Annotated in this window: 21 protein-coding genes; 16 read left to right on the top strand and 5 right to left on the bottom strand. The window is 30.1% G+C overall.

Annotation, left to right across the window (positions count from 1 at the left end; translation table 11 throughout):
* The first annotated feature begins 49 nt into the window (after positions 1 to 49).
* Entirely contained in the window at positions 50 to 409 is a 360-nt protein-coding gene (locus R3X25_RS03010) for a hypothetical protein (protein ID WP_317671713.1), read from the top strand.
* A 2-nt stretch (positions 410 to 411) separates the two neighbouring features.
* Here R3X25_RS03010 and R3X25_RS03005 read toward each other — a convergent pair whose 3' ends face one another.
* Entirely contained in the window at positions 412 to 1179 is a 768-nt protein-coding gene (locus R3X25_RS03005; protein ID WP_317671711.1) for a TatD family hydrolase, read from the bottom strand.
* Between the two features lie 62 nt (positions 1180 to 1241).
* On the opposite strand from R3X25_RS03005, the gene queG reads away from it, so the two are divergent.
* The 12 genes from queG (at position 1242) to R3X25_RS02945 (ending at position 19122) form a co-directional block, all read left to right on the top strand.
* Positions 1242 to 2165: a tRNA epoxyqueuosine(34) reductase QueG gene (queG, locus tag R3X25_RS03000; RefSeq protein ID WP_317671709.1), complete on the top strand. Its 924-nt coding sequence runs from the start codon at positions 1242 to 1244 to the stop codon at positions 2163 to 2165.
* A gap of 136 nt (positions 2166 to 2301) precedes the next feature.
* The gene (locus tag R3X25_RS02995; protein WP_317671707.1) at positions 2302 to 4605 is read left to right on the top strand and encodes an NADP-dependent malic enzyme; all 2304 of its coding nucleotides are present in this window, start codon (positions 2302 to 2304) and stop codon (positions 4603 to 4605) included.
* Positions 4606 to 4620: 15 nt separating this feature from the next.
* Entirely contained in the window at positions 4621 to 5205 is a 585-nt protein-coding gene (ruvA, locus tag R3X25_RS02990; protein WP_317671705.1) for a Holliday junction branch migration protein RuvA, read from the top strand.
* Positions 5206 to 5208: 3 nt separating this feature from the next.
* Positions 5209 to 12249, top strand: coding sequence for a cell surface protein SprA (gene sprA, locus R3X25_RS02985; RefSeq protein ID WP_317671703.1), 7041 nt, complete (start codon positions 5209 to 5211; stop codon positions 12247 to 12249).
* A gap of 24 nt (positions 12250 to 12273) precedes the next feature.
* Positions 12274 to 12654 (top strand): glycine cleavage system protein GcvH, encoded by a 381-nt coding sequence (gene gcvH / locus R3X25_RS02980; protein ID WP_317671701.1) that lies wholly within the window; start codon positions 12274 to 12276, stop codon positions 12652 to 12654.
* Positions 12647 to 13006, top strand: coding sequence for a VanZ family protein (locus tag R3X25_RS02975; RefSeq protein ID WP_317671699.1), 360 nt, complete (start codon positions 12647 to 12649; stop codon positions 13004 to 13006). The genes gcvH and R3X25_RS02975 overlap by 8 nt, the downstream gene beginning before the upstream one ends.
* Positions 13007 to 13075: 69 nt before the next feature.
* Complete coding sequence (locus tag R3X25_RS02970) at positions 13076 to 13795, top strand: energy transducer TonB (protein ID WP_317671697.1); 720 nt, start codon at positions 13076 to 13078, stop codon at positions 13793 to 13795.
* Between the two features lie 183 nt (positions 13796 to 13978).
* Positions 13979 to 14707 (top strand): energy transducer TonB, encoded by a 729-nt coding sequence (locus tag R3X25_RS02965; protein ID WP_317671696.1) that lies wholly within the window; start codon positions 13979 to 13981, stop codon positions 14705 to 14707.
* 169 nt (positions 14708 to 14876) lie between these two features.
* Positions 14877 to 15614 (top strand): energy transducer TonB, encoded by a 738-nt coding sequence (locus R3X25_RS02960; protein WP_317671695.1) that lies wholly within the window; start codon positions 14877 to 14879, stop codon positions 15612 to 15614.
* Between the two features lie 97 nt (positions 15615 to 15711).
* Positions 15712 to 16455 (top strand): deoxyribose-phosphate aldolase, encoded by a 744-nt coding sequence (gene deoC / locus R3X25_RS02955; RefSeq protein WP_317671693.1) that lies wholly within the window; start codon positions 15712 to 15714, stop codon positions 16453 to 16455.
* Between the two features lie 3 nt (positions 16456 to 16458).
* The gene (locus R3X25_RS02950; protein ID WP_317671691.1) at positions 16459 to 17034 is read left to right on the top strand and encodes an acyltransferase; all 576 of its coding nucleotides are present in this window, start codon (positions 16459 to 16461) and stop codon (positions 17032 to 17034) included.
* Between the two features lie 3 nt (positions 17035 to 17037).
* Positions 17038 to 19122 (top strand): gliding motility protein RemB, encoded by a 2085-nt coding sequence (locus R3X25_RS02945; protein ID WP_317671689.1) that lies wholly within the window; start codon positions 17038 to 17040, stop codon positions 19120 to 19122.
* A gap of 108 nt (positions 19123 to 19230) precedes the next feature.
* On the opposite strand, the gene R3X25_RS02940 is transcribed toward R3X25_RS02945, so the two are convergent.
* The 3 genes from R3X25_RS02940 to hypA form a co-directional block, all read right to left on the bottom strand.
* Positions 19231 to 19494 carry a HypC/HybG/HupF family hydrogenase formation chaperone gene (locus R3X25_RS02940; RefSeq protein WP_317671687.1) on the bottom strand — a complete coding sequence of 88 codons (264 nt, stop codon included), beginning with the start codon at positions 19492 to 19494 and terminating at the stop codon, positions 19231 to 19233.
* Positions 19495 to 19679: 185 nt separating this feature from the next.
* Positions 19680 to 20498 carry a hydrogenase nickel incorporation protein HypB gene (hypB, locus tag R3X25_RS02935; RefSeq protein WP_317671685.1) on the bottom strand — a complete coding sequence of 273 codons (819 nt, stop codon included), beginning with the start codon at positions 20496 to 20498 and terminating at the stop codon, positions 19680 to 19682.
* Between the two features lie 11 nt (positions 20499 to 20509).
* Complete coding sequence (gene hypA, locus R3X25_RS02930; RefSeq protein ID WP_317671683.1) at positions 20510 to 20851, bottom strand: hydrogenase maturation nickel metallochaperone HypA; 342 nt, start codon at positions 20849 to 20851, stop codon at positions 20510 to 20512.
* 350 nt (positions 20852 to 21201) lie between these two features.
* On the opposite strand from hypA, the gene hypF reads away from it, so the two are divergent.
* From hypF to hypE, 3 genes are all read left to right on the top strand, one after another.
* Positions 21202 to 23448: a carbamoyltransferase HypF gene (hypF, locus tag R3X25_RS02925; protein WP_317671681.1), complete on the top strand. Its 2247-nt coding sequence runs from the start codon at positions 21202 to 21204 to the stop codon at positions 23446 to 23448.
* 121 nt (positions 23449 to 23569) lie between these two features.
* Positions 23570 to 24658, top strand: a complete 1089-nt coding sequence (gene hypD, locus R3X25_RS02920) for a hydrogenase formation protein HypD (RefSeq protein ID WP_317671679.1) — start codon at positions 23570 to 23572, stop codon at positions 24656 to 24658.
* 3 nt (positions 24659 to 24661) lie between these two features.
* Complete coding sequence (gene hypE, locus R3X25_RS02915; RefSeq protein WP_317671677.1) at positions 24662 to 25687, top strand: hydrogenase expression/formation protein HypE; 1026 nt, start codon at positions 24662 to 24664, stop codon at positions 25685 to 25687.
* A 133-nt stretch (positions 25688 to 25820) separates the two neighbouring features.
* Here hypE and R3X25_RS02910 read toward each other — a convergent pair whose 3' ends face one another.
* Positions 25821 to 26087 (bottom strand): DUF3861 domain-containing protein, encoded by a 267-nt coding sequence (locus R3X25_RS02910; RefSeq protein WP_317671675.1) that lies wholly within the window; start codon positions 26085 to 26087, stop codon positions 25821 to 25823.
* Between the last annotated feature and the right edge of the window lie 5 nt (positions 26088 to 26092).

The raw sequence follows: 26092 nt of genomic DNA, 5'->3' as shown, positions 1-26092 counted from the left end.
TTAAACAATTATAAACTAAATTTGGCATCTAGAATTTCTTCTATTAAAAATGAAAAACATTAAAGTTTTATTAATATTATTAGTTGTCCCCACAACTATTTCTTGTGATAAAGATGAAGTTAATTTCTCTAATATACTAATAGGAGAATGGCAACGAGATGATGCTGCTGAAGATTTTGATTATAGGTTAACATTTAATTCAGATTTTTCAGGCATTAAAGTTGTAACAGAAGGCACTATGGAAACGGAAGTAACGTCTTCATTAATTCAATTTGACTGGAGTTTAAAAAACAAAACTTTGACTATTGAAGAGTTAGATGCTGCTTTTGAAACTACTTTTATGTTAAATTCTGAAGGCCAATTATTATTGCCAGAATATTCAAATTTACCTTTTAACAAGGTAAATTAAGGTTAAATTCCAAAAACCTCTTTAGAGTTTTGAGTTGTAATTTTTGCTATTTCTTGTGGCGTTAATTGATAAATATCTACTAATTTTTCCAATACATTTACAATATAGCTACTTTCATTTCTTTTTCCTCGAAATGGAGTTGGCGCTAAATATGGAGCATCAGTTTCTAAAACAATATTATTCAATGGAATTTCATTTAAAAATTGATCAATTTTTCCATTTTTAAAAGTAACCACTCCACCAATTCCAAGTTTCATGTTGTAAGAAATTGCTTGTTTAGCTTGTTCTAAATTTCCAGTAAAACAATGAAAAATTCCGAATAGTTTATCGTCTTTTACGTCTTCTAAAATTTCAAAAATTTCGTTAAAAGCATCTCTACAGTGTATAACTATAGGTAAGTTTTTATCTTTTGCCCATTCAATTTGCTGTTTAAAAGCATCTTGTTGCTGTTGCAAAAATGTTTTGTCCCAATACAAATCAATTCCAATTTCACCAACCGCATAAAAGTTGCGTTTATCTAACCATTCTTTTACAAAAGCTAATTCTTCAGCAACATTTTCTTTTACATGTGTTGGGTGTAATCCCATCATTAAAAAAGTGTTTTTTGGAAACGATTTTTCCAAATCTAACATGGCTGATAAATAGGTAGAATCTATAGCAGGTATAAAAAAACGAGAAACGCCAGCATCTATAGCTCTTTGGATAACTATGTTTCTGTCTTCATCAAATTGTTCGCTATATAAATGTGTGTGAGTATCAGTAATAATCATTTAGCAAAAGTAATAGAAACTTATAAAATAATAAACTTCTTAATTTAGTAGTTTTGTAATAAGTGAAAAATCTAAAAACATATTCTAATTTAATAAAGCAAGAAGCAAAACGATTGGGTTTTGAAAGTTGTGGTATTGCAAAGGCTGAATTTTTAAATAATGAAGCAACTAATTTAGAGCAATGGCTAAAAAATGGATATCAGGGTAAAATGACTTATATGGAAAATTATTTTGATAAACGTTTAGACCCTAGGTTGTTAGTTGATAATGCAAAATCGGTTATTTCCCTTTCATATAATTATTTTCCTGAAGAAATTCAAATTAAAAATTCCTATAAAATTGCAAAATATGCATATGGCGAAGATTACCATCATATTATAAAATCGAAATTAAAAGAACTTACTTTTTTTATTCAAAATACTATTGGAGAAATAAACGGAAGAGCATTTGTAGATTCTGCACCTGTTATGGAACGTGCTTGGGCTCAAAAAAGTGGTTTAGGTTGGAGAGGAAAACACTCATTATTAATTCAAAAAAACAAAGGTTCATTTTTCTTTTTAGCTGAATTAATTTTAGATTTAGAATTAGAGTACGATCATCCTTTTGTAACCAACCATTGTGGTAATTGTTCACGTTGTATAGACGCTTGTCCAACAGAAGCATTTTTACCAAATAATACTGTTGATGGTTCTAAATGTATATCATATTTTACTATAGAATTAAAAGATGAAATACCTTCTTCAGTAAAAGGAAAATTTGAAGATTGGATGTTTGGTTGTGATATTTGTCAAGATGTTTGTCCGTGGAATCGGTTTTCAAAACCACATACCGAAGAAAAATTTATTCCTCACCCAGATTTATTATCAATGAATAAAAATGATTGGGAGGAAATAACTGAAGATGTTTTTAAACAGGTGTTTAAAAAATCAGCTGTAAAAAGAACAAAATATTTAGGTTTAAAACGTAATATTTCCTTTATAAAATAATGAAAATTTAATAACATTTAACAATCTTTTGCGAATGTGTTACTTTTATTACGTTTTGAAAATAAAATAAAGGAAACAAGTATTGCATTATTGATTAATTAATAAATTTGTTTAAAATCAAATCAGTTTAAGAATAATGAAGAATTCAAGAAAAAAAAGTGAGGCATTAGATTATCATGCTAAACCATTTCCTGGTAAAATAGAAGTTATACCAACAAAAAAACACGCAACACAAAAAGATTTATCGTTGGCATATTCTCCTGGAGTTGCAGAACCTTGTTTAGAGATTGAAAAAGATATAAATGAAGTATATAAATATACTTCAAAAGGAAATTTAGTAGCAGTAATTTCAAACGGAACTGCAGTTTTAGGTCTAGGAGATATTGGGCCAGAAGCATCTAAACCTGTAATGGAAGGGAAAGGATTACTGTTTAAAATATTTGCAGATATTGATGTATTTGATATTGAAGTTGATACTAAAGATGTAGATAAATTTATTGAAACCGTAAAAAATATTGCACCAACATTTGGAGGTATTAATTTAGAAGATATCAAAGCGCCTGAAGCTTTTGAAATTGAAAGAAGGTTAAAGGAAGAGTTAGATATTCCCGTAATGCATGATGATCAACATGGAACTGCAATTATTTCATCAGCTGCTTTAAAAAATGCAGTTGATATTGTAGGTAAAGATATTTCTAAAGTAAAAATTGTAGTAAATGGAGCTGGTGCGGCGGCAGTTTCTTGTTCTCGTTTATACTTGGCTTTAGGTGTTAAAAAAGAGCACTTGGTAATGTGTGATAGCAAAGGTGTTATTAGAAGCAATAGAGATAATTTAACACCTCAAAAAGCAGAATTTGCTACAGATTTAGAATTAGATACTTTAGAAGAAGCAATTGATAATGCTGATGTGTTTATAGGCTTGTCTGTTGCAGATGTGGTAACGCCAAAAATGTTACTGTCAATGGCAAAAGATCCAATTGTTTTTGCTTTGGCAAATCCAAATCCAGAAATTGATTACGATTTAGCTGTAAAAACACGAAAAGATGTTATTATGGCAACGGGTCGTTCAGATCATCCAAACCAGGTAAATAATGTACTAGGATTTCCATTTATTTTTAGAGGAGCTTTAGATGTTAGAGCAACTAAAATAAATGAGGAAATGAAAGTTGCAGCGGTACATGCTTTAGCCAATTTAACAAAAGAACATGTTCCAGAACAAGTAAATATTACCTATGGAGAAACAAATATTCAATATGGTAGAGAATATATAATTCCAAAACCTTTTGATTCTAGATTAATTACAGAAATTCCACCAGCTGTAGCAAAAGCTGCAATTGAATCTGGAGTTGCAAAAGAACCTATTACAGATTGGGAAGCTTATAAAGAAAGGCTAGCCGAAAGGTTAGGAACTGGAAGTAAGTTAATGCGTTTATTAATGTCTAAAGCAAAAGCTAATCCAAAAACTGTAATTTTTGCAGAAGCAGACCATTTAAACGTGTTGAAAGCTGCACAAATTGTGCATGAAGATGGTATGGCAAAGCCAATTCTGTTAGGAGATAAAGAAGTGATAAAAGAGCTAATGAAAGAGCTTAATTTTGATGAAGATTTACAAATTATCGATCCTAAATCTGATGAGGAAAAAGAAAGAAGAAATAAGTTTGCTCAAATATATTGGGAAAAAAGTAAGCGAGATGGTATTACCTTGCTAGATGCACAAAAGTGGATGCGCGAACGTAATTATTTTGCAGCAATGATGGTGAATCAAGGTGAAGCAGATGCTTTGGTTTCTGGTTATTCACGAAGTTTTCCAACGGTTGCAAAACCTATGATTGAATTAATAGGTATGGAAGATGGTGTAAAAAGAGTTGCAGCCACAAGTGTGTTAATATGTAAAAGAGGACCTTTATTTTTTTCAGATACTGCTTTTAACATTAATCCAGATGAAAATGAATTGGTTGAAATTGCAAGAATGAATTATAGAGTTATGAAACTTTTTGGAATTGAACCTGTATTAGCAATGTTATCGTATTCAAATTTTGGTTCTGCAAGTTCTAAATCTGCAAATAAATGTTCACGAGCTATTAAAGTATTACATGAAAATTTTCCAGAAATTAATATTGATGGAGAAATTCAAGCAGATTTTGCTTTAGATTCTGAATTAAGATCTGAAAACTTCCCTTTTACTAAAATAAATGGAAAAAAGGTAAATGGATTAATATTTCCAAATCTAAATTCAGCAAATATTGGACATAAACTTTTAAAAAGTATAAACAGTCCATCTGCTATTGGACCAATTGCTATGGGTTTTAAAAAACCTGTTCAAATTTTGCAATTAGGTTCAAGTGTAGACGAGATAGTAAATATGGTTTGTGTAGCAGTTATAGATGCTCAAGAAAATGCTAAAAATAATAAAGAATATTTTACTACATTTGGGAGTTAATATATCTAGGTAGAAATGATTACCCATTTAAAAGGAAAATTAGTAGAAAAAAATCCTACGTATGCTGTTGTTGAAGTCAATGGTGTGGGTTATTTATTACATATTTCATTAAATACATTTTCAAAGTTAGGAGACCTTGAAAATGTATTTTTATATACGCATTTTTATGTTAAAGAGGATGCACAGACACTGTTTGGATTTGTAGATAAGATTGAGCGTGAAATATTTAGGTTGTTAATTTCAGTTTCTGGTGTTGGTCCAAGTATAGCTAGAACTATGCTATCATCTATGAGTACTGATGAAATTCAACATGCAATTGCAACCGGAAATGTTGGTATAATTCAATCTGTAAAAGGTATTGGTGCTAAAACAGCACAAAGAGTACTTATAGATTTGAAAGATAAAATTTCAAAAACCTTTGCTATTGATGATGAAATTTCTAGTTTAGAAAGCAATACAACTAAAGATGAAGCGTTAATTGCATTAGAAGTTTTAGGCTTCAATAAGAAGCAAAGTGAAAAGGTTATTGATAAAATTTTATTAGCAGATGCCACTGTATCAGTAGAGGTTTTAATAAAAAATGCGCTTAAAAATTTATAGGGTTTGAAAAGAAAACAAAGAATTTATACATGTATTTTAATACTATTTGTTAGTATTTCTTTTAATTTACAAGCACAAGTAGTTCCGCCTGGAGTTCAAAAAGATACTGTAGAAACTTATTCAAAAGTAGATTCCTTAAAATACCCTTTTAGTAGAGATAAAGAAGGTAGTTTGTTTTTATCAGATCCGTCAAAACAAGAAATAGTTTACGATACAGAACTACAAAAATTTGTAATTATTGAAAAAATAGGGAATTCTATAATTAAACGCCCAATTTATATGTCTCAAGAAGAATATAAAGAGTATCGTTTAAAAAAGGATATGTTAAGTTATTTTAAAGAAAAAATAAACGCAACAAACCCAAAAAGAAAAGGTAGTGAAGAAGCTCAAAAAGATCTTTTACCAACCTATTATGTAAATTCTAGTTTTTTTGAATCAATTTTTGGAGGTAATACTATTGAGGTAAATCCTACAGGTTCAGTTTTAGTAAAAATGGGAGTGTTATATCAAAAAGTAGATAATCCCCAATTATCTGAACAAAATAGAAGTAGTTTTACGTTTGATTTTGATCAAGAAATTAGTGCTAGTATTCAAGCAAAGGTTGGAACAAGGCTTAAGGTTTCTGCACAATATGATACACAATCAACTTTTGATTTTCAAAATCAAATAAAATTAGAATACACACCAACTGAAGATGATATTCTACAAAAAGTTGAGGTAGGTAATGTAAGTATGCCATTAAAAAACTCCTTAATAGTTGGAGCTCAAAGTTTATTTGGTGTTAAAACACAGTTGCAATTTGGAAAAACTACAGTAACAGGAGTTTTTGCAGAACAAAAATCTCAAACTACTTCGGTTTCAGCAGAAGGTGGTTCTACAGTCGAAGATTTTGAATTTCAAGCATCAGATTACGATGCCAATCGCCACTTTTTCTTATCTCAATATTTTAGAGATAATTACAATACGGCAATGCAACAATTTCCTTTAATTAACAGTCCAATTAATATTACAAGGGTTGAAGTATGGATTACAAATAGTAACTCAACAACAACTGATATTAGAAATATAGTAGCAATTGCAGATTTGGCAGAAGGAAATTCAGATAACATAGGTCCTGCAAACGTAACTCCAGTACCTGGAAGCATATACCCTTTTAACGAGGCAAATAATATTTCTAATATTTTAACAACAACAAACCCTGTAAGAGAAATTGCAACCGTTGGAGATGGATTATCACCATACTCAATGCAGCAAGGAAGAGACTATTCTGTCTTAGAAAACGCTATAAAGTTAAGTTCAGATGCATATACTATACATTCTCAATTGGGTTATATTTCTTTAAACAGTAGGCTGTCAGATTCAGATGTTTTAGCAGTTTCGTTTGAATACACAATTAGTGGAAGCTCTGAAGTTTATAGAGTTGGAGAGTTTACTAGTGATGGAATTACTGCGCCAAACAATATTGTTGTAAAGTTATTACGAAGTGAAATAATTAGTACCACAATTCCAATGTGGGATTTAATGATGAAGAATATATATTCACTTCAAACATATAATATGCAAGAAGATGGATTTCGATTAGAGTTAATGTATGAAAATGATGAAACAGGTGTTGCAACTAATGTATTACAAAATGCGCAATCAACCGGAGTTTCAGATAAAACAATATTAAACCTTACAAGTTTAGATAGATTAAATCAAAGCTTAATTGAAACAGATGAAGGAGATGGTTATTTTGATTATGTTGAAGGAGCAACTGTTAATTCAGCAAAAGGGTATATTATATTTCCAAAAGTAGAACCTTTTGGAGAAGATTTAGCAACAAAGTTAACATCTATAGAAGATGAAATTTATGTTTTTAATGAATTGTATGAAATAACCCAATCTGAAGCTAAAAATAATTATCAGAATAAAGATAAATATTTATTGAAAGGGTATCTTAAATCTGAAAGTTCTAGTGGTATTTCTTTAGGAGCCTTTAACGTTTCGCAAGGTTCAGTTGTAGTAACTGCCGGTGGAAGAGAGCTAGTTGAGGGTGTTGATTATGTGGTTGATTATCAAATGGGTAAGGTTCAGATTGTAAACCCTAGTTTAGAGGCGTCAAATACACCAATTAATGTTTCAGTAGAAAATAATTCAACTTTTAATTTGCAAACTAAACGTTTTTTAGGAGTTGATATTGAGCATAAATTTTCCGATAATTTTGTAGCTGGTGCAACATTTTTAAATTTAAATGAAAAATCTATTACGCAAAAAGTAATTTATGGAGAAGAACCAATAAATAATTCTATTTTTGGATTAAACTTTGCTTACAATAATAAAGCACCATTTTTAACTAAATTAGTTAATAAGCTTCCCAATATTGATACTGATGCTGAATCTAATTTCTCAATTCGTGGAGATTTTGCTTATTTATCACCTGGTTCACCAAACAGCATTGAAGAAGATGGAGAAGCTACCTCTTATATAGATGATTTTGAAGGCTCACAAATTCCTTTAGAAATTAAATCAATTCAACAATGGCATTTGGCCAGTACACCACAATATCAATCGCAATTCGATTTTAATGGAAATGTATCTGATGTTTCATACGGTTATAAAAGAGCAAAATTAGCTTGGTATATAGTAGATCCTTTATTTTATAGTAGTTCTTCAACAAAACCAGATAATATTGATAATGAAGAACTTTCCAGAGCAGAAGTTAGAAGAGTTCGATATGAAGAATTATTTCCAGAACAAGATTTAGATTTAACACAATCATCCATAGTTAGAACTTTTGATTTAGCCTATTACCCAAACGAAAGAGGAAGTTATAATTACGACACAAGTAATGTAGGAGCAGATGGTAAATTTACAGACCCTGAAGATAGATGGGGAGGAATTACTAGAGCTTTAACTACAACCAATTTTGAACAATCAAATGTTGAATATATAGAGTTCTGGTTAATGGATCCATATCAACATTATTCAATTACAAACCAAGAAGGTTTACCCGTAAATATTGATCCAAATAATGTAGCAAATCAAGTTGGAGAATTGTATTTTAATTTAGGTAATATTTCTGAAGATATATTGAAAGATGGTAGAAAAATGTATGAGAATGGATTGCCAGAAAATGAATTAGATACAGATTTTGACGAAACTATTTGGGGTCGCATTCCTTCAACTCAATCATTACTATATGCCTTTGGAGATAGTGATTCAGAACGTTTAAATCAAGATATTGGTTTTGATGGATTAACAGATGAAAAAGAATTGGAATTATTTGGATCTGGTTTTGGAGATGATCCATCAAATGATAATTACACTTATTTTAGAAGTTCAGATTATGACAATCAAGATGCTTCTATTTTAACACGTTATAAAAAATATAATAATACACAAGGTAACTCTCCAACAAGTAGTATGTCACCAGAAAGTTATCCAACTTCTGCAACAACGTATCCAGATACAGAAGATATTAATAAAGATCAAACAATGAGTTCTGTTGAAAGTTATTATCAATACAGAGTTTCATTAAATCAAGAAGATTTAGTTGTTGGACAAAATAAAATTGTTGATGAAAAAATTGTTACAGTAGAGTTAGAAGATGGTAGTGAGCAACAAACCAGATGGTTACAATTTAGAGTGCAAATTAATGCTCCTGATGAAGTTATAAACGGTATATCAGGATATAGTTCTATTCGTTTTATGCGAATGTTTTTAACCAAATTTAAAATGCCAGTAGTTTTACGTTTTGGTGAGTTTCAATTAGTAAGAGGAGATTGGAGACGTTACACTAAAACTTTAGATGAAGCAACTGATCCATCACAAGATTTAACAACTGAAGATTTACAAAACTTTGAAGTTGGAGTAGTAAATATACAAGAAAACGATGATAGAAGTCCAATACCATATGTGTTACCTCCAGGGATTGAGCGTGAAGTTTTAATGGGTAGCACAACAATTCAAGAACAAGACGAACAAAGTTTAACACTAAAAGTGACTAGTTTAGAGCCAGATGAAACTAGAGCAATTTATAAAAATGTTGCAGTAGACTTAAATATGTACAAGTATTTAAAATTATTTCTACACGCTGAAGGAATCCAAACAAGAGACCAAGTAAACAATGGTGAACTAAAAGCTATAATTAGATTAGGAAGTGATTTAGATGATAACTATTATCAAATAGAGCAACCATTATATGTTTCAGATTATACAGCAACAGTAGATACCGATGTTTGGCCTCCAGAAAATAACATAGAGGCACTATTAGAGGAATTTGGAAAATTAAAATTAGAAAGGTTAAACGAAGGAATAGCATCTAATCAATTATACCCTATTCCTATTGAAGATGAGGAAGAAGTATATATTGTTAGAGTAAAAGGTAGTCCAAATCTAGCTAATATTAAAACAATAATGTTAGGTGTTAAAAACATTTCCAGCAATAATCAAAGTGCTGAAGTTTGGTTTAATGAGTTACGTACATCAGAATTTGATAATGAAGGCGGTTGGGCAGCTGTAGTTAATGCAGATGCAAATTTTGCCGATTTTGCCGATGTATCTGTAACTGGTAGAATGCAAACACAAGGTTTTGGAGGAATAGAAGATGGTGTAAATGAAAGAAGTCAAGAAGATACTAAATCATATGATTTAGTAACAAATGTTAATTTAGGACAATTACTTCCAAAAAAATGGGGAATTCAACTACCATTAAATTATAGTGTTGCCGAAGAAGTGAGTGATCCTAAATACGATGCTCAATACCAAGATGTTTTATCTGAAGATGCTGAAGACATAAACCCAAACAGTGAATATTCAAGAGATTATACAAAACGAAGAAGTATAAGTTTTATGAATGTTCGTAAACAACGTAACCCTAATAATCAGAAAAAACAACAATTTTATGCTGTAGAAAATTTATCAATGTCATATGCTTATAATGAAACATTTCATAAAGATTATGATGTTCAAAAAGAGATTGATCAAAACGTAAGAGCTACTGCAACATACAACTATAATTTTGAGCCAAAATCAATTGAGCCTTTTAAAAACTCAACTATATTTGATAAAAAATATTTAAAGTTTATAAAAGATTTCAATATAAACTTAATGCCTTCAACAATATCAGTTAATTCAAATATCTATAGAGCTTATAGTGAGCAGCAATCAAGAGATTTAGTAGATATTGGATTATCTCCATTGCCAGAATTAAAACAACGTAATTTTATGTTTGATTGGGATTATAACATAGGTTATAACCTTACAAAATCACTTCAATTTAATTTTAGAGCAAGTAACAACTATGTTTATGATACTTTTGAGGATAGTGAAGAAATAGAAATCTTCGATAACTTTTTTAACATTGGACGTCCAGATCATTACCATCAATCATTAAATGGAACATATAAAGTTCCAATAGATAAAATTCCATATTTAAATTTTATAAAAGCAGATTATGCCTATACAGCTGATTTTGATTGGCAAGCGGCATCACAATCATATGTAGATTTAGTTGGAAATGTTATTCAAAATGCAAATACACACTCATGGGGTTTTGATGTTGATTTTAGTAAGTTCTATAAAAATATAGGTTTAGAAAAACTTTTAGTAAAAAGAACTAAATCTCAAAAAAGGAAAGATGCTGAAGCTAAAAGTAAAGCAGTACCAAACTTAAGAAACAGAGTAGTTAGTGCTAGATTAAAAAAACCAAAAACAACAGGTGCTAAAGTTGCTAGAGTATTGTATGACGTGGTAACTTCAGTAAAAAAAGCAAGATTAAATTATACAGAAAACAATGGTACTTATTTACCAGGTTATGTTCCAGAAATTGGATTTTTAGGTAGAGATTCTTATGACGGAAGTTTAGCACCAAGTTTGGGATTTGTTTTTGGTAGCCAAGTAGATATTAGACAACGAGCAATTGAAAACGGTTGGTTACTGTCAAGAAGTGATACAGACCCATACTATAGTCAAACATATAGTCAAACACATTTAAATAAGTTAGATGTAAATATTACAGTAGAGCCAATTAATAATTTAGATATTCAATTTAGAGGAAGTAAAACATATACTAAAAGTTCAACTCAACAATTAGATGTAGTAAATGGAGTTTTAGATAATAACAACATTGTATCAGAATATGGAAACTTTAGTATTAGTTATAATATGTTAGGAAGTTCATTTAAAAATCTAGACGATACATTTACTGAATTTAAAGCTAATAGAGCCATTATTGCTGAAAGATTAGCAAATAAAAATGGGTTGCCAATTTCGGGTTATGGAGAAACAAGCCAGCAAGTAGTATTGCCAGCATTTTTAGCAGCATATTCAGGAAGCGATGCTTCTGGAGTAAAACTAGATGCATTTAGAAATATCCCAATTCCAGGATGGCAACTAACATACAAAGGTTTTATGAAAATGAAATGGTTTAAAAAACACTTTAGAAGTTTCTCTGTTTCACATAGCTATAACTCAATGTATTCAATTACTAGTTTTAGTAATAATCTAGAATATAATGCAAGTACTCCAGCCAATGTAGATATTGCAGGTAACTATTTCAGTAAAACTTTATTTACCAATGTAAATCTAATCGAAGAATTTTCACCGTTGGTAAAATTTGATGTAAAAATGAAAAACTCATTCTCTTTTACAGGACAAATTAATACAGACAAAGCACTTACATTAAACTTTAATAATAGCACAATAACTCAAAACAAAGGTGTTGAGTATGTTTTAGGTTTAGGTTATATTATTAAAGATTTAGCAATGAATTTTAATTTTGGAGGTGAAAAAACAAAATTAAAAGGAGATTTAACTTTAAGAGCAGATTTATCGTTGAGAGACGACGAAACAGTCATTAGAGCAATAGATGAAGATAACGATCAAGTAACAGGAGGTCAACGCTTATTATCATTAAAATTCTTTGCAGATTATGCATTAAGTAGAAATTTTACAGCTTCGTTCTATTTCGATCAAAGTTCATCACAATATGCAATTTCAACAACGTACCCAAGACAATCTGTTAGTTCTGGGTTAAGCGTTCGATATGTTTTAGGAAATTAATTAATTTATAAAAAAAAATATAAAATGAATATCCCATCTGAATTAAAATACACAAAAGATCACGAGTGGATTAAAGTTGAAGGTGATACAGCAATTGTTGGTATTACGGATTTTGCCCAAAAAGAATTAGGAGACATAGTATATGTTGATGTTGATACAGTTGACGAAACTTTAGATAAAGAAGAAGTTTTTGGTTCAGTAGAAGCAGTTAAAACAGTTTCAGACCTATTTATGCCACTTTCAGGTGAAATTATAGAGTTTAACGAAAGTTTAGAAGACGAACCAGAAAAAGTTAACAATGATGCTTACGGTGAAGGTTGGATGATTAAAATAACTTTCAATAATGCATCTGAAATAGATGAATTATTATCAGCTGAAGCATATCAAGAATTAATAGGTGCATAAATTACTTTTAACAACAGCTGTTTTATTAACAATACTTATAACTATTGGAAGTTTAATTACAGTTACAAATGTTGTGCAAATTAAAGTAAGTAATTCTGACAAAATAATTCATTTGTTAGCTTATTTTATATTAACATTTAATTGGTTATTAGTTTTTAAACAGCATTTAAACGTTACTAAAAAAATAATTTTTGTAGGTTTAGCAGTAATTATTTATGGTATAATTATTGAAGGATTACAAGGATTAACAACATATAGGGAATCTGATTCTATTGATATATTGGCTAATTCAATAGGGGTAGTTGCCGCTTTAATGTTTTTTAAAAAATATTTTTTAAAAAAAACAAGTTAATTAAAACAAATATAGTTGGAAAAATAATATTAAAATTATTAAATTAGCCCACATTAAAACTTATAAGAGATGCAAATAAAGAAGAATCCAAAGGCAAATTTAGAAAATTATAGCAAGCTCTTTATGCAATTAGGATTAGTTCTAGCACTTCTAGTTGTATATTTAGCTATTGAAAAAAAGACCTACGATAGAGTAATTGACGATTTAGGTCCAGTAGTTTTAAATCTTGAAGACGAAGAACAAACTGTTGAAATTGAGCAAATAAAACCGCCTCAACCAAAAACTCCACCACCACCAACTCCAGATAAAATTGAAGTTGTTGAAGATGAAGAGGAAATTGAAGAAACTGTAATTGAATCAACTGAAACTGATGAAGAAGAAGCAATTGAAGTTGAAGAAATTATTGAAGTAGAGGAAGAAGAAGAAGTAATTGAAGACGTACCGTTTGCAATTATTGAAGATGTTCCAGTATATCCAGGTTGTAAAGGAAGTAAAGCTCAACTAAAAGCTTGTTTACAAGAACAAATTACAAAACATGTAAATCGTAAATTTAATTCTGATTTAGCATCAGATTTAGGTTTATCGCCAGGAGTGAAACGTATTTTTGTGATGTTTAAAATTGATAAAACTGGTAATATCACAAATGTTCAAGCTCGTGCACCTCACAAAAAATTGCAAGAAGAAGCAATTAGAGTTGTAAATTCATTACCAAAAATGAAACCAGGTAAACAACGTGGAAGACCAGTTGGTGTAAAATACAGTTTACCAATTGCATTTAAAGTTGAATAACAGAAATTATTTAATATAGTAAAAGCTCAACCATTCGGTTGAGCTTTTTTTTTGGCACGTTTCTTGTCGTTAACAAAATATTAACATTTATCTCAAAATATTGCTAGTAAGTAAAACATCCTAATTCCACTCAAAAAGTTTAATTATTTAGCATATAAAAGAGATATTCAAAAACTTAACAGTATGCAAAACAAAAAACATCCAAGAGCAAATTTAGACAATTACTCTAAATTATTTGTGCAATTAGGGCTAGTACTTTCATTAGCCATTGCTTATTTCTTATTAGAAAGTAAAACATTTGATAAACAAGTAGTAGCTTTTAACGATTCAGGGCTTACTGCCGAAATTGATAATACAGAACTTATAGAGTATAAGATAGAGCCTCCAAAACCAAAACCTATTATTCAAAATCCAAATATTAATAAAATTGATAAAAAGGATAATGATGATGAAAATTTTACAGAAACAGCTATTGAAGTAATAGATCCAGATACTCCAGTAGATCCAGTAATTGAATTTAAAACTGTAGAAAAACCAATTGATTTTAATCCAGATGATGAAGTACCTTTTGATATAATAGAAGATGTTCCAGTTTTTCCAGGTTGTGTAGGAAACAACGAAGAATTAAAAGCTTGTTTTTCAAAAAAAATAAGCAAATTTATTAACAGTAATTTTAATATAGAATTAGCAAGTGAACTAGGTTTGCACTCTGGAAAGCAAAAAATATACACTATATTTAAAATTGATAAAAATGGAAATGTAGTAGATATTCAAGCAAAAGCACCTCATAAAAAGTTGCAAAAAGAAGCCGTTAGAGTTATTGAGCAATTGCCAAAAATGCAACCTGGAATGCAACGAAAAGTTCCAGTAGCAGTAAAATATTCTATTCCAATTACTTTTAGTATAGAGTAAATTAACTCAAAAGTGGAATAAATAAAAACCAACCATTAGGTTGGTTTTTATTTTAAAAATGCGTAACTTTAATATGATCGTAATCTTGTAAGTGATTACACTTACATTATATAATTAAGCTGCGTTAGCAGTTACTTGAGAATGTGTTTGTTTAACCAAAACAAAAAAAATGGAAATTAAAAAATATCCAGACGCAATTCTTGAGAATTACAGCAAAATTCTTATAGAATTAGGCCTTGTTTTAGCCTTGTTTGTAGTGTATGAATTTATGCAAATGAAATCTTACCCAAAACCAGTGAAAGGTTTATCAGGAACAGTTGTCGGAATTGATGATTCTGAACAAATTGTTGAGGTAAAACCCATTGAAGTAGAAGTTAAGCAGGCAGCAAAAGCTGTAATTCCAGATAAAATAGTACAAGTAGAAGATGAGGTTGATGTTATAGAGACTGTAATAGAATCTACAGAAACTGATGAATCCGATGCTGTTGTTGTTAAAGATGTAGGCAATGAGCTTATTTCTGTTGAAGAAGAAGAGGAAGAAATAGTAGAAGATGTTCCATTTGTAGTTATTGAAGATGTTCCTGTTTTTCCTGGTTGTACAGGAAATAAACAAGAATTAAGAGCTTGTTTCTCTCAACAAATGCAAAAATTTGTAGCAAAAAGGTTTAAAGCTGAATTAGCTTCAGATTTAGGATTGCAATCAGGAAGTATTCAAAGAATATTTGTAATGTTTAAAATTGATAAAAATGGAAAGGTTACAAATATTCAAGCAAGAGCACCACATAAAAAACTAAAAGAAGAAGCTATAAGGGTAATTAAGCAATTACCAGATATGACACCAGGAAGACAAAGAGGAAAACCTGTTGGAGTTAAATATAGTTTACCAATTACATTTAAGGTGGAGTAAAAATAAACGATTAATTAAATCCCGCAATTGCGGGATTTTTTATGTTTATGCACTTTAAAAACTTATATTTGCTTATAAAATTAAAAAGAATTAAATAATGGAAATTGGTCAATATTTAGATTCAACTTACCTTAAAAAAGCTGAACAAGCAAATATTTCAGAAGAAGCAACAAAACAAAACGTGATAGATTTAATAAACGAAGCCATTGAAAATAATTTCAAATTGGTAATGATTCGTTCTGAATTTATTGAAATGGCTAGAGAAATGATTCAAAAAGCCAATTCAAAAGTTGTTATTGGAACTGTAATAGGTTTTCACGAAGGAACCTATTCAACTGAAGAAAAATTAAAAGAAGCTCAAATTGCTATTGATAGAGATGTTGATGAATTAGATTACGTAGTAAACTATGAAGCTTTTAAAGAAGGAAAAATTAATTTAGTAAAAGCTGAAGTTTTCAAAGGAACTAAAATTGGTTTAGATAACAATAAGCTTGTTAAATGGATTATTGAAATAGCTGCTCTAACTAATGAAGGAATTGTTGGACTTTCACAATTAATACGTGATGTTGTTTTAGATAATTTTGGTGAAGAAAATGCAGAGAAAGTATTTGTAAAATCTTCAACAGGTTTCTATAAAACTGAAGGTGGTAAACCAAACGGAGCAACTTTTGAAGGGATGGAATTAATAGTAGAAAATTCAAAACCATTATCAGCAAAAGCTGCAGGTGGAGTTAGAAGCTATGAAGATGCTGTTAAAATGGTTAAAATGGGTGTAACTCGTATAGGTACATCTTCAGCAAAAGTTATTGCAGACGGAAAAACTTCAGATAGCGAATATTAATTTATGGATACTTTTTTTGCACACGAAACAGCTGTTATAGATAATGGTTGTACTATTGGAAACGGAACTAAAATTTGGCATTTTTCGCATATAATGCCTAATTGTACAATTGGCGAACAATGTAATATTGGTCAAAATGTAGTAGTTTCTCCAAACGTAGTTTTGGGTAAAAATGTGAAAGTGCAAAATAATGTATCAATTTACACAGGTGTAATTTGCGAAGACGATGTTTTTTTAGGTCCTTCAATGGTATTTACCAATGTAATTAATCCACGTAGTGCTGTTATTCGTAGAGATGAATATTTACAAACAATTGTAAAAAAAGGAGCAAGTATTGGTGCAAATGCAACCATTGTTTGTGGAAATAATATTGGTGAATATGCTTTTATTGGAGCAGGAGCTGTGGTTACCAAAGAAATTAAACCATATGCGTTGGTTGTTGGAAATCCATCAAAACAAATTGGTTGGATTAGTGAGTTTGGGCATCGTTTAGAGTTTAATAATGAAGGAATTGCAGTTTGTAAAGAAAGCGCAGAAAAGTATCAATTAAAAAACAATCAGGTTTCAAAAATTAGTTAGTATATGAAGAAGAATCTTTTTACACTTTTACTATTATTTTTTTCGGTTACAATTTTTTCGCAAGTTGAAAAACATCCGGTTTTTAAAGAATGTTCTGGAATTCAAGTTTCAGAATTAGAAGCTTGTTTTAACAATCAAGTAAAGCAATTAGTTTCTAAAGAATTTAAAATACCACAACAATTAAAAGATGAAGGTTTTTCCGACACCTTAAATATTGTTTTTTTAGTAACTTCAGAAGGGAAATTTAAATCGTTGTATGTGAATTCACCTTATGCAGCGTTAAAGGAAGAAATTCAACGCGTATTTGATACATTTCCTAATGTAGAACCAGCAAGTTTTAACAATCATCCGGTTGAAATGCAGTTTGTTTTTCCGTTAAAAATTCCTTTAAATGAAGTTGAACCTTTTGTGGCTTCAAAAAAAGAAGAAGTAATTGTTGAAAAAAAGAAAGAAACTATTCCTTTAGAAGATGAAGTGAAATTAGTAGATGCTTCAAAAAAGTTGTTGTTTCCAGAACATACAAGTAAACTTTCCATACCATTTACACATGCAGAATATTCGGTATACGATCGCTATTTAGATCAAGCAGAAAATGCCCACACTTCAGTAAAACCTTATGTTTATGAAGAAGTAAATAAATATTACAATTTAACCGAAGCTAAATCTAAATTTATAAAAGATAAACAATCGTGGTTTGGTAGAAAGTTATGGAATGAGCATTTAGTAAATGTGCAAGGAAATGATTTTTGGTTTACCGTAGATGCTGGAGTTGATTTACAAGTAGGGAAGGATAGTGAAGATGTAAATACATTTAACAATACGCGTTCTGTTCATATAAATGGTGGAATAGCTAAAAATGTAAATTTTTCAGCTAGTTTTTATGAGAGTCAAGGACGATTTGCAGATTATGTAAATAGTTATGCAGAATCAATAAGACCTGATGGAGGAAATCCGGCTATAATTCCTGGTAGAGGAACGGCAAAAGATATTTATACCGATGCTTATGATTATCCAGTATCTGACGCTTATGTTTCATATTCGCCAAGCAAACATTTTAACTTCAATTTTGGGTATGGGAAAAATTTTATTGGTGATGGTTACCGTTCATTATTTTTATCTGATGCAGCTTCACCGTACACCTATTTTAAAATGACTACCAAATTTTGGAAGTTTAAGTACACAAATATTTGGATGTCACTTCAAGATGTTCGTCCAGAATTAGTTGTTGATGGAGCACATAAAATTAAATATATGGCCATGCATTATTTAAGTTGGAATGTAACTAAAAAACTAAATTTAGGCTTTTTTGAAGCTGTAATTTGGGACAATGTAAATGATAGAGGTTTTGATGCTAATTATTTAAATCCATTAATATTTTACAATTCTGTTGAATTTTCTACAGGTTCAAGAGCAGGAAATTCTTTAATTGGTTTAAGTGGAAAGTATAAGTGGAATAAGAATATTTCTTTATACAGTCAATTGATAATTGATGAATTACGACCATCGGAATTAACAAGTAGCGAAGGTTGGTGGGCAAACAAATATGGAATTCAATTAGGAGCAAAATATTACAATGCTTTTGGAGTTGAAAACTTGTATTTACAAGGTGAATTTAATCAAGTTAGACCATATACCTATTCTCACGATGAAGCTAATTATAACTTTGGGCATTACAACCAACCATTAGCACATTTGTGGGGTAGTAATTTTAGAGAAGCAATAGGAATTGCACGTTATACAAAAGATCGTTGGTTTGCAAATGCAAAACTTATAATTGGAAAAAAAGGATTCGATTTTAATAACGGAACAGATACTTTTAGTTACGGAGGAAATGTGTTTGCGGATAATGATAATAGACCATCTGATTATGGAAGTGAAATTGGCCAAGGAAATACAGCCGATATTTTTATAGGAGATTTACAAGTTGGTTATTTAATTAATCCAGCCATAAATTTAAAGCTATTTGGAGGTGTAACTTATAGAAGTTTCAGTCCAATTGAACCAACAGAAGCATTTATAGATTCTAATTCAACTTGGATAACATTTGGTTTAAAAACCGATGTGTTTAATTGGTATTTAGATTTTTAATAAAAACTGTCATTGCGAATATAGCGAAGCGGAATGTGGCAATCTCACAATGCAATAGTTTTTAAAAACTCTTCATTTCAATAATTCAGAATAACAACATATTAATAGTTAATCATCACGCTCACCATCTTCCAATTCGTGAAGCTCATCAAGTTGTTTCAGTAATTCAAAAGTTTTTTTAGCCTCTTCTTCATCAATAGTTGAAATAGCAGCGCCAACATGCACTAAAACATAATCGCCAATAGTAGCTTCAGGAACCAGTGTTAAGCTTACTTCTTTTAAAATTCCATCAAAAGAAACTTTCCCCGTTCTAAAAACTTCATCAAGTTCAGAAGTTATTTCAACTAATTTTCCAGGTATTGATAAACACATAACTTTTAATATTTTTTTGGGTGTTCCCTTTCAGGTCGCGCTTTCCGTTATATCTTTTTCTTCGTTACACTTCAAAAAAGGATGCCACTACAATCACTAACACAAAATTTAGTTGTTAACTAAACAGAACCAAAATGACAATTATTTATTTTAATCTAGTTTCGACTTCACTCAACCACCAAATTTTAAACTTGATCTTTCAACCATTTATACCAAGTATCCATTCCATCTCCATTAGTTGCACTAACTTCAAAAAATTGTAAATTCGGATTTACCTGTAACGCATAATCCTTTAACTTTTGAATATCAATATTTACATAAGGTAACAAATCTATTTTATTGATAATACAAACATCTGCAGTATAAAACATGTCAGGGTATTTAATAGGTTTATCTTCACCTTCAGTTGTACTTAAAATTACAACACGTTTATTTTCGCCTAAATCAAACATAGATGGGCACACTAAATTTCCAACATTTTCAATCATTAAAATTGAATCGTTTTTCATCTCCAATTTTTTTACAGCCTCATACACCATATCGCTTTCTAAATGGCAGCCTTTTCCTGTATTAATTTGAACTACAGGAATACCTAGAGCATCTATTCTATTAGCATCGTTTAATGTTTGTTGATCACCTTCAATTACATAAAAAGGTATTTCATCTTTTAAATCAGTCAGTGTTTTTTCTAAAATAGCAGTTTTACCACTTCCTGGAGAACTTACTAAATTTAATGCAAAAACATTTTTAGCTTCAAAATAACCTCTATTTCTAGCAGCCAACATATCGTTGTTTTGTAAAACATCTTTCTCCACTTCAATTACACGTTGTTTGTGACTATGAGAATGGTCGTGATCGTGAGAATGAGGGTGACTATGATCGTGATGATGGTGATGATCATCGTGGTGATGATGTTCATGTTCGTGATGAGAATGACTATGTTCTCCTGGTTTTAAAATTGTAGCACCGTTTCCGTCGGTTCCACATCCGCAAGTTCCACACATAATTTTAGGTTTTAAATAACTTCTAGGGTTTTTACTCTTAATTCTTTTCCTTGTATTATATCTTTAAAATTACTGCTACATTTCGGACAAACATCAAAAATGTTTTCCATGTCAAATTCGGTATTACAATCTTTACATTTTCCTTTTCCTAAAATTTCAATAATTTCTAATTCTGCTTTTTCTAATACGGAATCCTTTACTGCCGATGGCCAAACAAATTTTAAAGCATCTAATTCAATTCCAGATAAAACACCAACTTCTAATTCAATTTTAATAGCTTCAGTGGCGTTAGCTTTTGAAGTTTCATCTTCGGTAATACGAACAATGTCCATTGCAATTGAAAGTTCGTGCATATCAGTAATTTAGTTGTATAAAGTTACGGATTTTAAAATATATAAGCATTTTTATTTTGTTAATATGAAGATCCTTTTATATAATATTATAATAAGATAAAATAGCCTTATTTAAATTTAATATAAATTAAGTTTCGCTTTTTGTTTCTAGAAATTAAAAAGTTAATTTTAGTCTTTCTTTTTTAGAAAGAATGGAATAATATTTTTCAGCCCAAAGATGATAGTAAATTCATTTAACTTATTTTTTTAATGTTAGATGAATTTTCTTTTTTAATAAACTATTAATCCAAATTGGTTTATTAAGATTTTAAAAAAGCGTAAATTTATATAGAATTTATAGCTTTAATTAAATGAATAAAACCTACAAAATTTTAGTTTCCGGGCAAGTTCAAGGTGTAGGTTTTCGTCCGTATGTTTATACATTGGCAACTGAATTTTCTTTAAAAGGAACTGTTTCCAATAATGAAGAAGGTGTTATTATTTATGTTTCAGGATTAGAAGAAAACATAAATAGTTTTTATCAAAAGTTAATCAATTTTCCTCCGCCAGTTTCTAAAATTCAACATAGTTCAATTGTAGAAATTGAATCTAAAAATTTTGAAGAGTTTAAAATTATTCCTTCAGAAAAAGAAGGTCAATTAAATTTACCTTTAACTCCTGATTTTGCCATTTGTAAAGATTGTGCAGAAGAACTAAAAGATACTTCAAATAGAAGAGTGGGTTATGCATTTACAACCTGTGTAAATTGTGGTCCACGATGGGCAATTACAAAAACGTTCCCATTTGAACGAGCGCATACAAGTATAGATGATTTTCCAATGTGTGAAACTTGTTTAGAAGAATATACAAATCCTGCTGATAGACGATTTCACTCACAAACTAATACATGTTCTACTTGTGGAATTCAATTGAAACTAGTAAATAATAAAGGTAAAGATTTAGAGTGTAGTTACATATTTAAAAAGGTTTCAGAATTACTTTCCGAGGGGAAAATTGTAGCTATAAAAAACACAAGTGGTTATTTGTTATGTTGTAATGCTGAAAACAGTAAAGTTGTTCAAAAACTTCGTGATAAAAAGCACAGGCCAAACAAACCTTTTGCGGTTTTATATCCATCGTTAAAATTTCTTCAAAACGAAGTAGAATTAAATAAAAAACAAGTAAAATCTTTACAATCTACAGAAAGACCAATTAATATAATCTCATTAAAAAAATACAAAGGAAATATTGCTTTAAAACAAGTTGCTCCAAAATTAAATCAGTTAGGTGTTTTATTACCTTATACTGGAATTTTGCAATTATTAGCAAACGAATTAAAGTTTCCGATTGTTGCAACTAGTGGAAATATTCACAGTTCTCCAATTATTAGTGAAAATAATCAAGCAATAGAAAAATTAAACCATGTAGCCGATTATTTTCTGGAACACAATTTAAAAATTGAACATCCGCAAGATGATTCTGTTTTAAAGTTTAGTAATAAATTTAAGCAACAAGTGTTGTTTAGACGTTCACGTGGTTTTGCTCCAAATTATTTGAATATTAAAATCAATTCCGAAGAAAAAATACTAGCAATGGGAGCACATTTAAAAAGTACGATTGCTTTTTATCCCAATGAAAATTTATACGTAAGTCAGTATATCGGAAATCTAGATAATTTTGATGTTTACAATCGATTTACAGAAACTTCCGAAGATTTTATACAGCTTTTTGAGCAAGAACCTTCAGTTATTTTAGTTGATAAACATCCAATGTATCAAAGTACTCAATTTGGAAAGGAATTAACTAAAAAGTACAATGTAAGATTAATAGAAATTCAACATCATAAAGCGCATTTCACTTCTGTTTTAGGTGAGCATAATTTATGGAATGAAAAAGTATTAGGAGTTGTTTTTGATGGAACAGGTTATGGTAATGATACTACCATTTTAGGTGGAGAGTTTTTAAGTTATAGCAATAATAAAATAGATAGAATAGGTCATTTAGAAAACTTTGATTGGTTAATGGGCGATAAAATGTCTAAAGAGCCAAGAATTTCATTATTTACACTAGCTTCTGAAGATATGAAACCAATTTTAGAAGAAAAATTTTTAGCTTCAGAAATAAAAAACTACAGCTATTTAAAATCACAAAATAAGTTAAAAACATCATCTGTAGGAAGATTGTTTGATGCGGTGGCTTCACTCTTAAATATTACTGATTTTAATACATACGAAGGTGAAGCAGCAATTTTATTAGAAAATTCAATTTCAACTTATAATTTAAATGAATGTAAATTGTATTGTAGTATAAATTCAGAAGGGTTTTCAGCAAAAGAAATTATTCAGAATATATATAAAGATTTAAAATTTGGAGTTGAAAAGGAACAAATTATTAGTAATTTTTTATTCACATTGGCAAAGTCAATATTAGATTTTTCAGAAGAAAAAGGATTCATTAAAATTGCGTTTAGTGGTGGTGTTTTTCAGAATACAACATTGGTTGATATGTTAATTGAAATGGCTCCTGAAGAAATAAAATTGTACTTTCATAAAGAATTGTCGCCAAACGACGAGAATATCTCTTTTGGGCAAATAATGTATTATTTGAATGTAGAATGAAGAGTATATAGGATTTAAATTTTCCCGTCAACCTGAACTTGTTTCAGGTTCTCATAATAATAGGCGAGTAGTTTGATGAGTTTCTGAACCAAGTTTAGAATGACGATTAAAAATAAATAGAATGAAATATCTAACCGAATATAGAAACCTAGAAGCAACTAAAAAGTTGTTAGATGAGTTGCATAAAATCACCACAAAACCTTGGAATATTATGGAGATTTGTGGTGGACAAACGCATGGTTTGGTTAAAAATGGCATTTTAGAATTATTACCAGAAAATGTTCGAATGATTCACGGTCCCGGTTGTCCGGTTTGTGTTACACCTTTAAATTTAATTGACAAGGCTATTGAATTATTAGAGCAAGGTGTAATTGTATGTTCGTTTGGTGATATGATTCGTGTTCCAGGAAGTAAAAAAAGTTTGTTAGAAGCGAAGGCTTTGGGTGGAGATTTACGAATTTTATATTCACCAATTGAAGCAGTTTCTATCGCCAAAGAGAATCCAGATAAGGAAGTTGTATTTTTTGCTGTTGGTTTTGAAACTACGGCTCCGGCAAATGCACTTTCAGTTTTACACGCAGAAAAAGAAGGTATAGAGAATTTTTCAATTTTAGTTTCTCACGTATTGGTGCCACCAGCAATGGAGGCCATTTTAGATGATGAATTATGCACAATTGATGGGTTTTTAGCTGCTGGTCACGTTTGTGCTATTATGGGGATTCAAGAATATTATCCGTTAGTTGAGAAATATAAAATCCCAATGGTGGTAACTGGTTTTGAACCGTTAGATTTAGTGCAAGGAATTTATATGACAGTGAAACAGTTAGAGGCAGGAAAACACGAGTTAGAAAATCAATATGCACGCGCAGTTAAAGAAGAAGGGAATACGGCAGCTATAAAAGTAATTAATACCATTTTTGAAGTTGGTAATAGAGAATGGCGTGGTATTGGTGAAATTCCAAATAGTGGTTATGTAATTAAAGAAGCATATAAAAAGTACGATGCTGAAACGAGGTTTTGCATTGAAAATATTAAAGTGCCTGAAAATTCTAAATGTATAGCTGGGGAAATTTTAAGAGGAATTAAAAAACCAATTGATTGTAGTGAGTTTGGTAAAACGTGTACACCTTCAAATCCGTTGGGAGCTCCAATGGTTTCTTCGGAAGGCGCGTGTGCTGCTTATTTTCATTTTTCAAATAACAAAATTTAAAATATGAGTATAGAAAATTTAGGTTTTGAAACCATTCATTTAGGCCACGGAAGTGGAGGAGAATTAACACGTAATTTGCTAGATAAAATCATTTTTAAAACATTTAGCAATCCGTATTTAGATCAAAAACACGATGGTTCTATTGTTCAAATTGATGGAAAAATGGCAATTTCAACTGATAGTTTTGTTATTACTCCCATTTTTTTTAAAGGTGGAAATATTGGTGAGCTAGCTGTTCACGGAACAGTGAATGATGTTGCAATGTGTGGAGCAATTCCTAAATATTTGTCATTGGCATTTATTATTGAGGAAGGGATGAAGGTTTCAGAATTTGTAAAGGTTGTAGAGTCTGTTAAAAAGGCTGCTGATGAAAGTGGAGTGTTGATTATTACTGGAGATACTAAAGTTGTTGAAAGAGGAAAAGGTGATAAAATATTTATAAATACAACCGGTTTTGGAGCAATGCATCCAAAGGCAAATATTTCGGTTCAAAATATTAAAGAAGGCGATGTTATTTTAGTGAATGGCTTTATTGCACAACACGGAATGGCAATTATGAGTGAGCGTGAAGGTTTGGAATTTGAATCTACTATTGAAAGTGATTCAACCAACTTAAACTATTTGGTAAATGATTTATTAGATGAATTTGGAGAAAAAATTAAACTATTTAGAGATCCAACGCGTGGAGGTTTAGGAACTGTTTTACACGAATTAGCAAATGATTTTTCGATTGGTGTAGCATTAAAAGAAATAGATGTTCCGGTTGAAAAACAAGTTGCTGCAGCTTGTGAAATGTTGGGTTTAGACCCAATGTATGTTGCTAATGAAGGAGTGTTTTTAACTGTTGTAGATGCTAGTATAAAAGATGAAGTTTTAGCCTTAATGCAAAATCATTCCAAAGGGAAAAATGCTGCTATTATTGGCAAAATAACTTCTGAACATCCAAATAAAGTAGTAATGCAAAGTTTAATTGGTGGCAAACGAATTGTGAGTCCGTTAGTAGGTGAGCAATTGCCTCGGATTTGTTAATTGTTATTTTAAATTTAGCGATAGCAGAATGAATAACTAAAGAACTATTTTATCAATAAAAATAGTTCTTTAATTATCTTGAGTATACTTTATAATATAATATCAGTTAAAAAAAACCATTACCTAACTTTTCCTAATTTTTTAACCCTTTCATAAACTCTTTAAAATGTGGTAATAAATTTTTAAATATTGGTTTCTCCTTCTCCTTTAATAGTACACTTGTAAAAAGCTTTAATCCTATTCCTAAAGAAGCAACGTCAGTGTCACTAAACTCTGGATGTTGTTCTAACTTTTTTACAATTTCAAAAAGATTATCGTGGCTTTTAGTCTCAAATTCTAATTTTTGATTGTCTAATCTACCTTCTTCAGTTATTTCTTCTACTGTTATTTTATATTTCATTTTTT

It is taken from the genome of Lutibacter sp. TH_r2, from assembly GCF_033101135.1.
In the GTDB taxonomy this organism is placed as follows: Bacteria; Bacteroidota; Bacteroidia; order Flavobacteriales; family Flavobacteriaceae; genus Lutibacter.
This window is presented reverse-complemented; position numbering and strand designations above follow the sequence as displayed.

Excerpts from the sequence above, each read along its gene's own strand:
- R3X25_RS02950 (WP_317671691.1), top strand. The coding sequence starts at position 16,459 with ATGGATACTTTTTTTGCACACGAAACAGCTGTTATAGATAATGGTTGT.
- hypE (WP_317671677.1), top strand. The coding sequence starts at position 24,662 with ATGAGTATAGAAAATTTAGGTTTTGAAACCATTCATTTAGGCCACGGA.
- hypD (WP_317671679.1), top strand. The coding sequence starts at position 23,570 with ATGAAATATCTAACCGAATATAGAAACCTAGAAGCAACTAAAAAGTTG.
- ruvA (WP_317671705.1), top strand. The coding sequence starts at position 4,621 with ATGATTACCCATTTAAAAGGAAAATTAGTAGAAAAAAATCCTACGTAT.
- R3X25_RS02945 (WP_317671689.1), top strand. The coding sequence starts at position 17,038 with ATGAAGAAGAATCTTTTTACACTTTTACTATTATTTTTTTCGGTTACA.
- R3X25_RS02965 (WP_317671696.1), top strand. The coding sequence starts at position 13,979 with ATGCAAAACAAAAAACATCCAAGAGCAAATTTAGACAATTACTCTAAA.
- hypB (WP_317671685.1), bottom strand. The coding sequence starts at position 20,498 with ATGTGTGGAACTTGCGGATGTGGAACCGACGGAAACGGTGCTACAATT.
- deoC (WP_317671693.1), top strand. The coding sequence starts at position 15,712 with ATGGAAATTGGTCAATATTTAGATTCAACTTACCTTAAAAAAGCTGAA.
- R3X25_RS02940 (WP_317671687.1), bottom strand. The coding sequence starts at position 19,494 with ATGTGTTTATCAATACCTGGAAAATTAGTTGAAATAACTTCTGAACTT.
- R3X25_RS02910 (WP_317671675.1), bottom strand. The coding sequence starts at position 26,087 with ATGAAATATAAAATAACAGTAGAAGAAATAACTGAAGAAGGTAGATTA.
- hypF (WP_317671681.1), top strand. The coding sequence starts at position 21,202 with ATGAATAAAACCTACAAAATTTTAGTTTCCGGGCAAGTTCAAGGTGTA.
- R3X25_RS02995 (WP_317671707.1), top strand. The coding sequence starts at position 2,302 with ATGAAGAATTCAAGAAAAAAAAGTGAGGCATTAGATTATCATGCTAAA.
- R3X25_RS02970 (WP_317671697.1), top strand. The coding sequence starts at position 13,076 with ATGCAAATAAAGAAGAATCCAAAGGCAAATTTAGAAAATTATAGCAAG.
- R3X25_RS02960 (WP_317671695.1), top strand. The coding sequence starts at position 14,877 with ATGGAAATTAAAAAATATCCAGACGCAATTCTTGAGAATTACAGCAAA.
- hypA (WP_317671683.1), bottom strand. The coding sequence starts at position 20,851 with ATGCACGAACTTTCAATTGCAATGGACATTGTTCGTATTACCGAAGAT.
- gcvH (WP_317671701.1), top strand. The coding sequence starts at position 12,274 with ATGAATATCCCATCTGAATTAAAATACACAAAAGATCACGAGTGGATT.
- R3X25_RS03010 (WP_317671713.1), top strand. The coding sequence starts at position 50 with ATGAAAAACATTAAAGTTTTATTAATATTATTAGTTGTCCCCACAACT.
- R3X25_RS03005 (WP_317671711.1), bottom strand. The coding sequence starts at position 1,179 with ATGATTATTACTGATACTCACACACATTTATATAGCGAACAATTTGAT.